Raw genomic sequence first — 12,978 nt, 5'->3', positions numbered from 1 at the left:
GGCTAATCTGCCTTTCCCACCATTTTTTTTGCTGTAGTTTTATTTTCTTGCCTAATTGGTAATTCAATAATAAATTGGGTCCAATTTTCATTTGATTCAGCACGAATTTTACCATGATGGAGTTCAACAATACTTTGCGCAATTGCTAACCCCAAACCGCTGCCACCGGTTTCTTTTGAGCGTGAACTCTCAACGCGATAAAAACGATCAAACAATTTTTTCAGTGATTCTTTTGGGATTGGTTGACCATCATTTGCGACCACGACTTCAATCATTGTCTCTGATACATGATGAGCCTTTAATATTAACTGACCACCGCCAGTCCCATATTTAAAAGCATTGGTAATTAAATTGTTGAAAACGCGAACTAGCTTTTGTGAATCAGCCTCCATCTTAATTGGACCGGTTTCAAAATCAGTTGAAATTACCATTTGTTTTTTCTGCGATTCCAATTCAAATGAAACAGCCAATTGTTCCAGTAATTGTTTTAAATCAATCGTTGACAAATTCAATGGCGTGGTTGATTGTCGCACCTTAGTATATTCAAATAAATCATCTGCTAAAGTTTTCATTTGTCGTGCTTTGACAAAAGCTGTATGAGTGTACTTGAGCAATTCTTCTTGCGAGTGATACTGCTGATCCTCAATCAGTCCTAAATAACCAATAATTGAAGTTAATGGCGTCCGGATATCGTGACTAACATTCGTAATCAATTCATCTTTTGAATGTTCAATCTGACGTTCTTCTTTCATAGCATTTAATGCACTGTCAACTAAAGCATTAATACTGGTTACGACTCGCTGCATTTCACCTGGTAACTGAAAAGGAATTCGATGATTAAGATGCCCATTAGCAATATAATGCAGTTCCGCAATTACATGTTGCAATTGCATTTGCCGATACCGCCGCATTAACCGCCAATAAACTACAAAAACATCTAAAATGACCATAATACAAACAAATAACCAACCCCAACTCCAAAAACGAATATGATTTGGACCGAATGATAAAGACATTTTTATTTGGAAAATTCCATTTGCCAGCTGTGGATTGGATTCAATCATTTGATCCAGCAAAACATAGACAGACAAATTAAGGAGCAGCAATAAAATAACCGTGACCACGCCTTCACCGAATAGCTCGCTTTTTTCGCGTGCAGTTAATTTCACTTAGCTATCATCTCCATAATTAACGGACTTCTACCTTATAGCCAACACCCCATACTGTCTGAATGACTTTTTCACCATTGGTGGCCGCTTCAATTTTGTCACGCAAATGACTAACATGCACCATCACCGTTTTAGCAGAAACAACCGATTCTTGCTGCCATACACGTTCAAAAATTTCATCTGCTGAAAAGACGCGGTTCGGGTGGCTGGATAAAAGATAGAGGATTCCAAATTCCAGTGCCGTTAATTGAATCGACTTGCCATCTGTGGTTTTGACTTCATGGGAATCTTTATTGATAATCAGTGGCCCAACTGTTAAGGTATCTGGAACATCATTAGTAACATTATGCTGCGAACGACGCAATAGTGACTTTACTCGCGCCATAACTTCTAACGGGTTGAATGGTTTCGTAACATAATCATCAGCTCCTTGAATTAAGCCTTGAATCTTGTCAAGGTCACCAGTTTTAGCTGACAGCATTAAAACTGGAATTTGTGAATCTTTGCGGACTTCCTTCAAGACCTCAATGCCATCCATTTGTGGCATCATAATATCCAAAATCATTAATGAAATATCTGGATGCGTATTTAACTTAGTTATTGCTTCTTTGCCGTTATAAGCTTTCTCAACTTCATAGCCTTCATTTTTAATGTAAATACTGAGCAATTCTACAATATCTTTGTCATCATCGACTACTAAAATTTTCATAAGTTTACTCCTTAATTGAATATTGTCTAACTCAACTTTCTCCATGCTTCGTTATTATTCACCAAGCACCGTGCATCATATCTTTCTAACTCATTGCACTTTATAACAATATTGTAACAAACTACACCGTTATCGTATCTAAAGAATTGGTTAAAATCAAGTATTTCGATGGAATTAATTTAATAATTTTTAAATTAATAATCTATTGTACTCTCAAATTGACATAATTACTCAATTTATTCGTTGCAAACTGCTATTTTGCCCAAATTATGACAGCAAAAAAATCCCTTTGGGTCAATGTGAATTTCTTTGACTCAAAGAGATCTCAAAATTATGGTCAAAAGTCCGCTATATCTGACCTTTAGCTTACTTCTCCTGCAAAATTATAAAAGAATCTTTGAATTACTTCGCGTTAAGCTAATGGATTAACTCAAAACTAAAATCATTTTCCAGCTACACACTTTTTTAATGTTTGACGAATAGCTGCCACAACATCATGATCTTTAATGCCTAATACTGGCATGGTAGCTTGCGGATTAAGATATAAATCTTCTGTTTGTAACTTCATGCTGACTGCCAAATGAATCCCATGCTCCAATCCAGCTTCATCGGCTTGTTGGTCCATGTTTTCAAAAATTGGTTGCAGATCAGTGTAATTACTTAACGGTACTTGCGTTGTTTTTTGCTGGCCAAGTGCTTCAACAATTAATTCATAAAACTCTTTAAACTTCATATTTTTAGCACAAATAGCAAAAGTTTGTCGATGTTGACCTTTTTCCAATGCACCCACAGCTGCTTCAGCTACCTGTTCAACTGTTACCATAGCTGTCCCGCCTTTAGGTGCCGGATAAACAGCTTGACCCCGAGCAGGATCAACAAAACTGGTCCAAAGTGGCATTCTACCTGGCATAGTTCCAAAAATATACGGCAAACGTAGCGAGCAGACCGTCATCCCCCCGTCACCTTCAGCAAAAGCTACTTGCTCTTGCAATAACCGCATATTAGGATAGGCTTGCTCCTCAAGGTGATATTGCGGTAAACGTTTCGCAAACTCTGCAAAATAGGAGTTAAAAATCACAAAATGTTTAACTCCAGCTTTTTTCGCCAACCGGGCTAGTCGTTGGGTGGGTAAAACATTAGCTTCGTAGAAAAACTTCATTGCAGGCTTCTTGGGTGTCGTTCGCTCATCAGCTCCCGCGGCATATATTACACCATCACAATCATCTAACAACTTGATAATTTCTTCATCCTTCATTTTAAATATGTTTCCTAATGAGCAATCAACTTCTGCTGGTAAAAGATCCTCGGCAGGTAGTGGCGGCAGTGCCATTGTTTTAACTTGGTAGTTGCGACGTAGCAATTCTTTGACCGTATAGTAACCTAAAAATCCCGTTCCACCTAAAACAAATACCTTTGACATTTCAATCCGCTCCTTTACGATTGTGTTTTAGTTCACATATAGTATACTAAATTTCAAGGGTAACTAATCATCAAAAATATAATAAGTACTCACTTTTTTTGGAAAGAGGACTAATATTGCGAACTAGATATTTTTCAGCTGGGCTAGCCCCATTAGAATTAGAAATTAGTTATCGAACGCTTTTTTCTACTGGAATGAAACATTATACCAATGAATTGGCATTTTTGGTTGTAGTTCAAGGAAAAGCATCTTTAAACCTTAATGGTTCTGAATTGTTACTAGCTGCAGGTGATTTTTGTTTATTGCAGCCCTATCATATTCGATATTTTCAACTAACTTCCCACCAACATTTGGAATTAATTGAAATTCGCTTTTCACTAGGATTGGCTCTCCTACTCTCTCAAAATAAACAAGCTTATAATTCAATTATGCAAAAATTCCAAAAATTCTTTCCTATAGTTAAGGTCAACGATACTGATTTACAGGTTATCACTAATTATTGTCGATGGATTGTTACAGAAAATCAAAGTACCAAATCAAGCTTAACTCAACTCAATCTTTCACTGATTGCATTTTTAAGCACAATTTATACAACAGCTATTCCGCAAGCCAGAAAAGTTCAACTTAAATCTAATGCCGGATCAAGTCTTCAGCTTTTACAAATATATCATCAAGAAAAGCTCTCAATTCGAAAACTCGCCGATAAACTGCAAATTTCAACTGCTGATTTTGCGCAAAATATCCAACAATTAACCAATCAGACACCAAAACAACAATTGAATCAAGTTCGCATTCGGAATGCTGCTGCACTGATGATTTTTGACGATTTATCGCTTAATGCGATTGGGAGAATTTGCGGATTTCAATCTGAGGCCAATTTTTATAAACAATTTCGTTTACAGTACCAACAAACCCCACAATCCTATCGCCAGTATTTAATTAATTTACAAAATCAATTAGTTTCCTTAGATGGAGTAAAAATTATCGGCTATCTATTAGAACATTATTCAGAGAATTTAAATTTAGCTCAAACAGCCACTGATTTAAAAACTGCCCCAACCAAAATTCAACAATTAGTAAAAAAAGACTTTAACTGTACTTTTAAGAGCTTGATAACTGATCTTAGCTTGAATTTAGCTCAAAATTATTTAATTAACTCAGATTTAACAGTAAACCAAATCTGCCTTAAATCTGGTTTTCAAGATTTAAATACCTTTACCCGAAACTACCAAAAAAAATTCCAGTGTACCCCCAGTTTGACTCAAAAAAAAGCAATTCAAAAAAGAGGTGCTAGCTATGCAACAGCCAAACTATCCATACACCCGCAGTGATTATGACTTAACTGATGATGTCCCAACAAAAGAATTTTTTGTTGAACAAATACTTAAAACAACCCCCGCTGTCCAACTGTCAGATCAATTAATTTTTATTTATGTTACTCAGGGACGCGCAAAGCTGCAAATTAACCAGCATTTTGCCGATATCTGTCAATTTCAACTAGCAATTATTTTGCCACAGCGAAGTTTCCGCTTGCAACCTATTGGAAAATTTAAATTCTACCAATTTCAATTTTCGCTTACTGATTTAATCTTACCTGCTCAGCAACAGCATAAATTTTTTTCTTTGCTGCAATTACGAGATCAATTTCCTGAAATCATCTCATTTAAACCGACACAACAATCTCTGTTAGCCAATTTGACTAATTATTTAAAATTAGAATCGCAAGCCAGCAGTACTATTTTGCTCCCTTTCTTGATCTACGCCTGCCAACCACTATTCAAAAACTGGCAGGCTAACAATCTTTGAGTGTCTAAAAAATGATAATCGTTGCTATCTTAAAAATAATATTTGACTTTGCTTTTTCGCCCTCCTAGAATAGTTCGTATACGAACTAATTGGGAGGATTTTTTAGCTATGGACATCCAGCAAACTATCGGATTTCAAATCAAACAATTAACCAATCAACTAAACCGTGTTGCCCGTCAACAAATTACAGCAGCAGAATTAAGTAATATTCCAGAAACTCAGCAATGGGTGCTAAGTTATCTGTATGATCATCAAACAAAAGAAATATTCCAATCTGATCTCCAACAAGCTCTGGGCTTTGGAAAATCAACCATCAGCGAACTTTTAGCCCGAATGCAAAAAAATGATTTAATCCGGTTGAAACAATCGGCTAAAGATCATCGACGAAAACAAGTTTTATTAACAACCACTAGTTTGCAAAAGGCAGCTGTCGTCAACCAATCAATCAGTGCGGTTGAAAAACGACTGACAAATGGGTTGACGAATAACCGCTTAACAGAACTTTTTCAATTAATTCAACAACTAAAACAAAATCTCAAAAACATCAATTCAAATAAGGAGTAATTTATTTTGAAACAACGTTATAAACTTCCTGCAGCAATTTTTGCCACCGGTATTCTATCATTTGGTGGGGTCGTCATCGAAACAGCTATGAATATTACTTTTCCACAGTTAATGAAGCTTTTTAATGTTTCTTTAGCTCAAATCCAATGGGTAACAACTGCCTATCTCTTGGTTTTGACCGCTATGATTCCGTTATCAGCTTTTCTAAAACGCAGCTTTTCAGCTAAAAAACTTTTCGTGACTTCGGTTGCTTGCTTTTTACTTGGGGTAATAATCGATGCTGCTGCCCCCAGCTTAAGTTGGCTAATTCTCGGTCGGGCTTTCCAAGGAATCGGAACTGGCATCAGCTTACCATTAATGTTTAATATCATTTTGGAACAGGCACCCGCCAACAAACTTGGTTTATTGATGGGATTAGGCAATTTTGTCACAGCTACCGCTCCGGCAATTGGGCCAATTTATGGTGGTGTTTTAACGGATACTTGGGGTTGGCGGATGATTTTCATTTTAATGATTCCACTGATTTTAGTAGCTTTATTGGTTGGTTGCTGGTCGATTGAACAACACCATCCCCTCCATCCAACCAAATTTGATCTTTGGGGCTGGATAACAACTGCAGCCGTTTTCTCACTTTCAATTACCGCTTTTAGTTTTCTAAGTACTAGTCTATTAAAATTCGTTGTTTACTCCATCCTAGCACTAATTTTTCTGGCTGTTATGTTATTTCATTACCAAAAATCGACTGCGCCAATTCTTAATTGGAACAGTTTGAAAAGTCTTAGCTTTAGTTTGCATTTAAGCAGTTACTTCATTGGACAATTTGTTGTTCTCGGGCTTTCATTCCTAATTCCCAATCTGATTCAATTAGCTTTTCATCAATCTTCTTTTCAAGCGGGCATGGCGATGGCACCCGGAGCCTTAGTTGGGGCCTTGCTGACACCTTTTGGCGGAATCTTGCTCGATCATTTAGGAGCTAAGCGACCGGTTATTTGCGGTATTTCATTGCAATTTACAGCAGTCTTATTATTGAGCCTTTTCTTCAATCACTTAAATGTTTTAATAATTACTCTGATTTTTGTAATTGCTGCTACTGGCCAATCACTAAGTATGCCGGGAATTATGACTCATGGTTTACAACAATTGCCGGTCAAGCTGCAAGCTGACGGTAATGCCTTATTCAACACCTTCCAGCAATTTGCTGGAGCTGCTGGAACTGCCATTATCTCAACCATTGTTGTTGCATCAAGCAGCGGTCAAATTAATGGTTTCCATCATGGCTTAATTTTCGCTTTAATAATTCTAGTAGTTGATTTAATTGCTATTTGGACTGCATTTCAACGAAAAAATTAGTTAATGTATTTGCTCAACTGTTAACATTTGTATGGAAGCGTTATACTAATCCATGGATTATATCAATGTAAGTATCCTATGATTGGAGGAATTTATAATGAAGCTAGTCGCAATCGTTGGTAATAATAATCGACGTTCGTATAATCGTTACTTACTGCAGTATATGCAACAGCATTTTGTTTCTCAAGCTGAAATTGAATTGCAAGAAAATCGGACAATTGCCTTTATTTAATGAAGATTTATTAAAAGATTTTCCAACTACAGTTAAATCTTTGATTGCTAAAGTTGAAGCTGCTGATGGGCTAATCATTGCCACCCCGGAATATGATCACTCGATGCCCGCAGCTTTAAAAAGTATGCTTGAGTGGCTCTCAGCCAGTTATCACACTTTAAGAAGAAAGCCAATCATGATTGTTGGTGCTTCTTTTGGTGCTCAAGGAACAGTTCGAGCGCAAATGGACTTGCGCCATGTACTTGATGCTCCTGGTGTTGAAGCTTACGTTCTAACGGGAAATGAATTTATGCTACCGCATTGTCAAAGTGCATTTACTAATAAACTGCAATTGAAAAACCCGAAAACGGTTGCCTTTTTGGAAACTTGTTTTAACAATTTTCTACAGTATATCGAGCTCCTAAGCAACAATAATTCTGCTAAAAGTTCAACCGCTGGCTATAATTGGGATGCAACTTATGATGTGGTTGTCCTTGGTTTTGGTGGTGCGGGCGCTACCGCTGCCCGCTTTGCCGCTGATGCTGGAGCAAAGGTTCTGCTCGTTGATGCTGCTCCTGAAGGTCATGAAGGTGGAAATACTCGTTATGCTGGTCAAGTAATTGGATCAGCAACTGATTTTGATCAAATGAAAAGCTATTACCAGCAGCTAACTTATCCGTTAGAACTTGATGAAGAAATTATCGATGCCTATGTCGAGGGCATGACTAAGATGCCCGCCTACTTCAAACAATATTTAAACGTCAAAGAACCTTATAGCGTTAAAGCGCATTGGCAAGAAATTGGTATGTTACATGGAATGGTTCCCGAATATCCAGAATATTCCGGGTCAAAAGCCTATGATCTTTTATTAGTTCACCAAGGAACTTTTGATAGTGCTTTTTGGAAAAATCTACGTCAGCAAGTTCTTCAACGGCAAAAACAAATTGATGTTTGGTTTAGTTCTCCTGCCAAACACTTGCTGCAAGATCCAGTAACTCAAACTATTCTCGGTGTCGAGATCGATCACCAACATGTTCCTTTAAAAATTCAGGCTTTAAATGGTGTTGTTTTAGCCACCGGTGGATTTGAAAACAACCAACAAATGATTCAGGATTACTTGGCTGCCGAATCATTAGTGCCATTAGGAACGCTTTATAACAAAGGCGCTGGAATTCATTTGGCGCAAGAAGTTGGTGCTGATTTATGGCATATGTATAATTATGAATCACTTGGTTTAACGTTGAAAATGCCAACTGGAAAACGTGGACGAATTTTATTTGCTTGGACCGATTTAGCCAGTGGCAGTGCTTTCGTAATTGGTGACGATGGCAACCGCTACTTTAACGAAACTGAACCTAATCGGCACGGTCACCTAGCTAGTCATGGTACTTGGCGCATTCCGGTCCACAATGTTCATCCCTATTTAATTTTTGATCAACAAAAATTTACCGATTTACAAGCTGCCAAACTACTACCAGTCGATAATTTTGCTGACTTATTAATTAAAGCTGATAATTTAGAAGACTTAGCCCAACTGCTGCATTTACCAACCAACAGTTTAGTCAAAACTAATCAGCTTTTTGACCATTTTGTAGACCAAAACTGTGATGATCAATTCCAACGCCAGCCAGAGACAATGAAAAAATTAACTGCTGGGCCTTATTATGCTCTGGCATTACAGCAAACAATGCTGAATACACAAGGCGGTCCACGACGCAATGTTCGCTCAGAAGTCTTAAGTCCAGCTGGACAACCAATTCCGCATTTATACTCAGCTGGAGAACTTGGTGGCTGCAGCGCTAATTTATATCAAGGTGGCAATAACTTAGCTGAATGTTTGATCTTTGGAAAAATTGCTGGTGAGAATGCCGCTCGAACAAAGCAACCAACAATGATTGCCAATCAACCTGCTAGCGAGTCTAGCAGTCAGTTAAATTCCTCGGCAACTTCTTTTTCCTTACAATCGGATATTACCAAAGAAACTGGCTTCACTACTGGGACAAACCAGTATCTGGGACGTAGTAATGCTGGGATAGGCAATGAGGTTATTGTCCGTGTGACTTATTCGAACCAACAAATCCAAAATATTGAAATCTTAAAACAAAGTGAAAGTGGTGATATTGGTCTGAAGGCCTTACGTGAATTACCACAAAAAATGATTGCCGGCAATACTGCTGATGTCGATGCTGTCTCCGGTGCAACCGTTTCTAGCCATGCTTTGATTCAAGTCGTTAAGCAGGCATTGGCTAAAGCTACTGCTAAATAATCTTGTAGTTCCTGAAATTTTTGCTGATAAGTTATGTTTATTAGGCTAAGCCAATAATCGTTTGGTTCGGCCTTTTTATTTGGCTTTTATGCTTATTGCAAAATAATTTCCGCCGTGTATGATATATGATATAAAGTTCATATGAAAAAATAGTCATATGAACTAATATAAATATACTGGGGAGTAATTGTGTATGAACTATGGGATTTTGGGATTAACTTTTATCAGTGTCAATTTAGACTTTTTCTTTATGTTATTGTTCTTGTTAAAAAAGTATCGGCTACCACAAGTAATGCTTGGATATTTGTTAGGAAACTTAGTTCTACTGAGTGCCAGTTACTTCATTGGACAAGCATTGGCAGTTTTTTTGCCTGAATGGCTATTAGGTATCCTAGGATTATTACCTATTTACCTGGCTTTTCATGATGATGACGATGATGATGGAGCAAAACAGCTGTCTTCCCCTGTCTTAAACGTTTTTCTAACCTATCTTTCGGTCTGCGCTGGGTGTAATTTAGCCATTTTTTTACCAGTTCTAGTTGGACAAAGTTTCAATAATTTCTTAATTACCTTAATCTTTATTGGCGGCTTATCCTTGCTTGCCGTTTGGTTAATTCATTTACTAGCTGACTTACCCGCAGTTGCTGATTTCATTGAATCTGATGGGGACAAGCTGATGAAAATCTGCTATATTGTAATTGGTTTTTATGTTTTCTGGGATAGCGGATTAATTCGTCACATCCTAGGACTTTTTTAACTCACTAGGGGGTTACAATTATCACAACAGCCAAGCTTAAATTAATTGAACAACAGCAATTGCAAGAAGCACAGCGAATTTTTAAACTGTTAAGCAATCCGATTCGCTTGCAAATGCTACAGCTACTGGAACAGCGCGCATTAAATGTCAGCGAATTGGGGCAAATTTTAAAATTAGAACAATCTGCCGTTTCGCATCAATTGGCCATTTTACGGCAACATCAATTAGTTTCAGCTAAACGGCAAGGAAAAGCTAACTACTATCAACTGGACGATCCACATATTTTAGATATCGTTAACGAAACATTGGCTCATGCCGATCATGTCATTCGAGGAAAACGCCATGGAGAATAAATTTAGACCACAAGCAGCACCGATCAAGCGCTGCAGCTGGGCCGAATCAGCAGATCAATTAATGCAAGCTTATCACGATTACGAATGGGGTACTCCCTGCCATAATGATCAGCATTTATTTGAATTACTCTCACTAGAAATTATGCAAGCTGGCTTAAGCTGGCAAACAATTTTGAATAAGCGAGCTGCTTTCCGGCAAGCTCTGGCAAATTTTGATTTTTATCAAGTTCAAGCGATGGCGCCTAAACTGCCACAGCTACTTGCCAATCCTAAAATTGTTCGCAATCAAGCTAAGTTAACAGCAATTATCAATAATGCTAAAATCGCTGCGCAAATTAACAAATCCGGACAAACTTTTAATAACTATCTTTGGCAAATGATTGACTACCAGCCAATTGTCCATCATTACCAGACTGCTGCCGAAGTTCCAGCAACGGACCCAACAGCCATCAAAATTAGTCAGACTTTAAAAAAAGCTGGCTTTAAATTCACTGGTCCAGTAGTCGTCTATTCTTTCATGCAGGCCGCTGGGTTAGTTAATGATCACCAAGCTGATTGCTTCTTAGCAATCAAAAAAGTCTGAACATCTTATGTTGTACACCACAAGATTTTACATTGTGGTATGATTTTCAATGAAAGCATCTATATATATTTTGGAGGTATAAACGTGAAAAACACAAAAGCACTTTACCAACATGGTACTTTAGCATTGTTGGTTCCCGGTTTATTAACTGGAACCCTAACCCTCAAGGAACTGATGGCTCACGGTGATACCGGCATTGGCACCGGTGAAGGCTTAGACGGCGAAGTAGTAATTGTCGATGGCAAACCTTATCAATTTGACAGTTTTGGTAAGGCTAATTTATTGAAGGATGACTTCACTTTGCCTTTCGCTAACTCGCATTTTGCTGATTATCAAAAAATTGGGAGCTTAAATGACGCCGATCCAGCAGCCTTTGAGGCGGCTAGCCTTGAAGGAAAGCCCAACTGCAATACTTTCTTTTCGATTTTAGTTAGAGGAACTTTCAGCTACATGAAGACTCGAGCTGTTGTCAAATCAACCAAACCATTTGATACCTTAGCTACAACTGCTAAGAAGCAAAGTATTTTTGAAGCTCATGATGTTAAGGGAACCCTATTAAGCTATTACTCACCAATGTTGTTCCATGGAGCAGCAGTCGGTGGTTTTCATAACCATTTTGTGGCTGATGATCTGTCGATTGGCGGCCATATTCTTGACTTCCGAGTCAAACAGGGAACTTTAGAAAAACAAGTTTTTGATACCTTAGAACAGCATTTTCCGGTAAATAATGCCGAATTTATGGATCATGACTTCGATAAGGACGAAGATATTGCCTCAGTCATCGCCAATGCCGAATAACTAAATGTTTAGATAAAACAACGATTACGGTGAAGTTTTCTTAGATTCTCCGCAATCGCTGTTTTTTTATTTAATTTGATGCCGTAATGCCACCGTTCGCTGTAATTCTTCAAAAACATCTGCTGCTTGCGAGCCAAAATGCTGAGCTGTTAACAAATAGAGACAGTCAGTAATTGCTAACTGGGAAGTCATCGAGAAAAATGCCCGCGAATCAAAATGCAGCCCTTCAGCAATTGAAAAGAAACAAACATCCCCGGCTTGTGTCAATTGTGAATGCGGAGTACTGGTAATAACAATCAGCGGTACTTGCTGTTTTTTCAAAACATCCGCTAATAATAACGTATCTCGATTATCTCCAGTATGCGAAATTAAAATAGCACAGTCTTTACTGGTCATCCTTGATGCCTGCATTAATGCCAAATGATATTCACTGTCGTAAAGTACCGTTAGCGGCACCCTCAAAAATTTATGATATGCATCTTGAGCAACAATATTGGAACCACCCATTCCAAAAAAGCCGAGGCGCTGTGACTGAACAATTAGTTTAACTGCCTGTTTTAAATCAGCTGTTTGCAGTAACTCAAATGTTTGTTCTAAAGTAGCCGTATTCGCGCGCAAAACTTTTTGAGCTACTTGCTGCGGCGAATCATTCGGTTTGACCTCACTACTGGTAACTGGAGCTTGATTAAGCTGATGAATTAAGGCCCATTTTAACTGAGAGAAACTTTTAAATCCCAACATGCGAGCAAACCGCGAAATCGTAGCTGGCGATACTTGGGCAACAGCAGCTAATTGATTAACTGAATCTTCCGCTACTAAAGCATGTTGCAACAAATAATCCGCTAATCGTCGACTGCTGCCTCCAAGCTGGGAATATAGTTGCTGAATTCGCTTTCTAATTTTAACTTCCATTTTTTCTTCACCCAATTTTTTATAAATTTAGCGCTTGCAATCCTATCCAATTCAATTATAATGTAAATGAAATTATTTGT

14 protein-coding genes are annotated in these 12,978 nt (G+C 37.9%); 10 read left to right on the top strand and 4 right to left on the bottom strand.

What is annotated here, in order from left to right; all coding sequences use genetic code 11:
• Nucleotides 1-2 precede the first annotated feature (2 nt).
• From G6O73_RS11295 to G6O73_RS11285, 3 genes are all read right to left on the bottom strand, one after another.
• On the bottom strand, nucleotides 3-1,169 hold the full coding sequence (locus tag G6O73_RS11295) for a sensor histidine kinase (protein ID WP_057885199.1): 1,167 nt from the start codon (nucleotides 1,167-1,169) through the stop codon (nucleotides 3-5).
• Nucleotides 1,170-1,188: 19 nt separating this feature from the next.
• Nucleotides 1,189-1,878 carry a response regulator transcription factor CroR gene (gene croR, locus G6O73_RS11290; RefSeq protein ID WP_057885198.1) on the bottom strand — a complete coding sequence of 230 codons (690 nt, stop codon included), beginning with the start codon at nucleotides 1,876-1,878 and terminating at the stop codon, nucleotides 1,189-1,191.
• Between the two features lie 442 nt (nucleotides 1,879-2,320).
• The gene (locus G6O73_RS11285; RefSeq protein WP_057885197.1) at nucleotides 2,321-3,298 is read right to left on the bottom strand and encodes an NAD-dependent epimerase/dehydratase family protein; all 978 of its coding nucleotides are present in this window, start codon (nucleotides 3,296-3,298) and stop codon (nucleotides 2,321-2,323) included.
• Between the two features lie 116 nt (nucleotides 3,299-3,414).
• Between G6O73_RS11285 and G6O73_RS11280 the strand changes: the two genes are divergently transcribed.
• From G6O73_RS11280 to budA, 10 genes are all read left to right on the top strand, one after another.
• Nucleotides 3,415-4,629, top strand: coding sequence for an AraC family transcriptional regulator (locus G6O73_RS11280; RefSeq protein WP_057885196.1), 1,215 nt, complete (start codon nucleotides 3,415-3,417; stop codon nucleotides 4,627-4,629).
• Nucleotides 4,595-5,104, top strand: a complete 510-nt coding sequence (locus tag G6O73_RS11275; protein WP_057885195.1) for a hypothetical protein — start codon at nucleotides 4,595-4,597, stop codon at nucleotides 5,102-5,104. Before G6O73_RS11280 ends, G6O73_RS11275 begins: the two co-directional genes overlap by 35 nt.
• 108 nt (nucleotides 5,105-5,212) lie before the next feature.
• Nucleotides 5,213-5,668: a MarR family winged helix-turn-helix transcriptional regulator gene (locus tag G6O73_RS11270; RefSeq protein ID WP_057885194.1), complete on the top strand. Its 456-nt coding sequence runs from the start codon at nucleotides 5,213-5,215 to the stop codon at nucleotides 5,666-5,668.
• Between the two features lie 6 nt (nucleotides 5,669-5,674).
• On the top strand, nucleotides 5,675-7,018 hold the full coding sequence (locus G6O73_RS11265) for an MFS transporter (protein WP_057885193.1): 1,344 nt from the start codon (nucleotides 5,675-5,677) through the stop codon (nucleotides 7,016-7,018).
• Between the two features lie 97 nt (nucleotides 7,019-7,115).
• On the top strand, nucleotides 7,116-7,250 hold the full coding sequence (locus tag G6O73_RS12845; protein WP_235805052.1) for an NAD(P)H-dependent oxidoreductase: 135 nt from the start codon (nucleotides 7,116-7,118) through the stop codon (nucleotides 7,248-7,250).
• Nucleotides 7,213-9,495 carry an FAD-dependent oxidoreductase gene (locus G6O73_RS11260; protein WP_245002959.1) on the top strand — a complete coding sequence of 761 codons (2,283 nt, stop codon included), beginning with the start codon at nucleotides 7,213-7,215 and terminating at the stop codon, nucleotides 9,493-9,495. Before G6O73_RS12845 ends, G6O73_RS11260 begins: the two co-directional genes overlap by 38 nt.
• A 193-nt stretch (nucleotides 9,496-9,688) precedes the next feature.
• Nucleotides 9,689-10,252, top strand: coding sequence for a cadmium resistance transporter (locus G6O73_RS11255; protein WP_057885192.1), 564 nt, complete (start codon nucleotides 9,689-9,691; stop codon nucleotides 10,250-10,252).
• A 20-nt stretch (nucleotides 10,253-10,272) separates the two neighbouring features.
• Nucleotides 10,273-10,605 carry an ArsR/SmtB family transcription factor gene (locus tag G6O73_RS11250; protein WP_057885191.1) on the top strand — a complete coding sequence of 111 codons (333 nt, stop codon included), beginning with the start codon at nucleotides 10,273-10,275 and terminating at the stop codon, nucleotides 10,603-10,605.
• Nucleotides 10,595-11,188: a DNA-3-methyladenine glycosylase I gene (locus tag G6O73_RS11245; protein ID WP_057885190.1), complete on the top strand. Its 594-nt coding sequence runs from the start codon at nucleotides 10,595-10,597 to the stop codon at nucleotides 11,186-11,188. Before G6O73_RS11250 ends, G6O73_RS11245 begins: the two co-directional genes overlap by 11 nt.
• Before the next feature lie 84 nt (nucleotides 11,189-11,272).
• Nucleotides 11,273-11,986 carry an acetolactate decarboxylase gene (gene budA, locus G6O73_RS11240; RefSeq protein WP_235805050.1) on the top strand — a complete coding sequence of 238 codons (714 nt, stop codon included), beginning with the start codon at nucleotides 11,273-11,275 and terminating at the stop codon, nucleotides 11,984-11,986.
• 66 nt (nucleotides 11,987-12,052) lie between these two features.
• Here the strand turns inward: budA and G6O73_RS11235 are convergent, their stop codons facing one another.
• Entirely contained in the window at nucleotides 12,053-12,898 is an 846-nt protein-coding gene (locus tag G6O73_RS11235) for a MurR/RpiR family transcriptional regulator (RefSeq protein ID WP_057885188.1), read from the bottom strand.
• Nucleotides 12,899-12,978: the final 80 nt, after the last annotated feature.

The sequence above is a fragment of the Liquorilactobacillus nagelii DSM 13675 genome, assembly GCF_019444005.1.
Classification (GTDB): Bacteria; Bacillota; Bacilli; order Lactobacillales; family Lactobacillaceae; genus Liquorilactobacillus; species Liquorilactobacillus nagelii.
The sequence above is the reverse complement of the archived record's forward strand: the minus strand, read 5'-3'. Positions and strand labels throughout refer to the sequence as shown.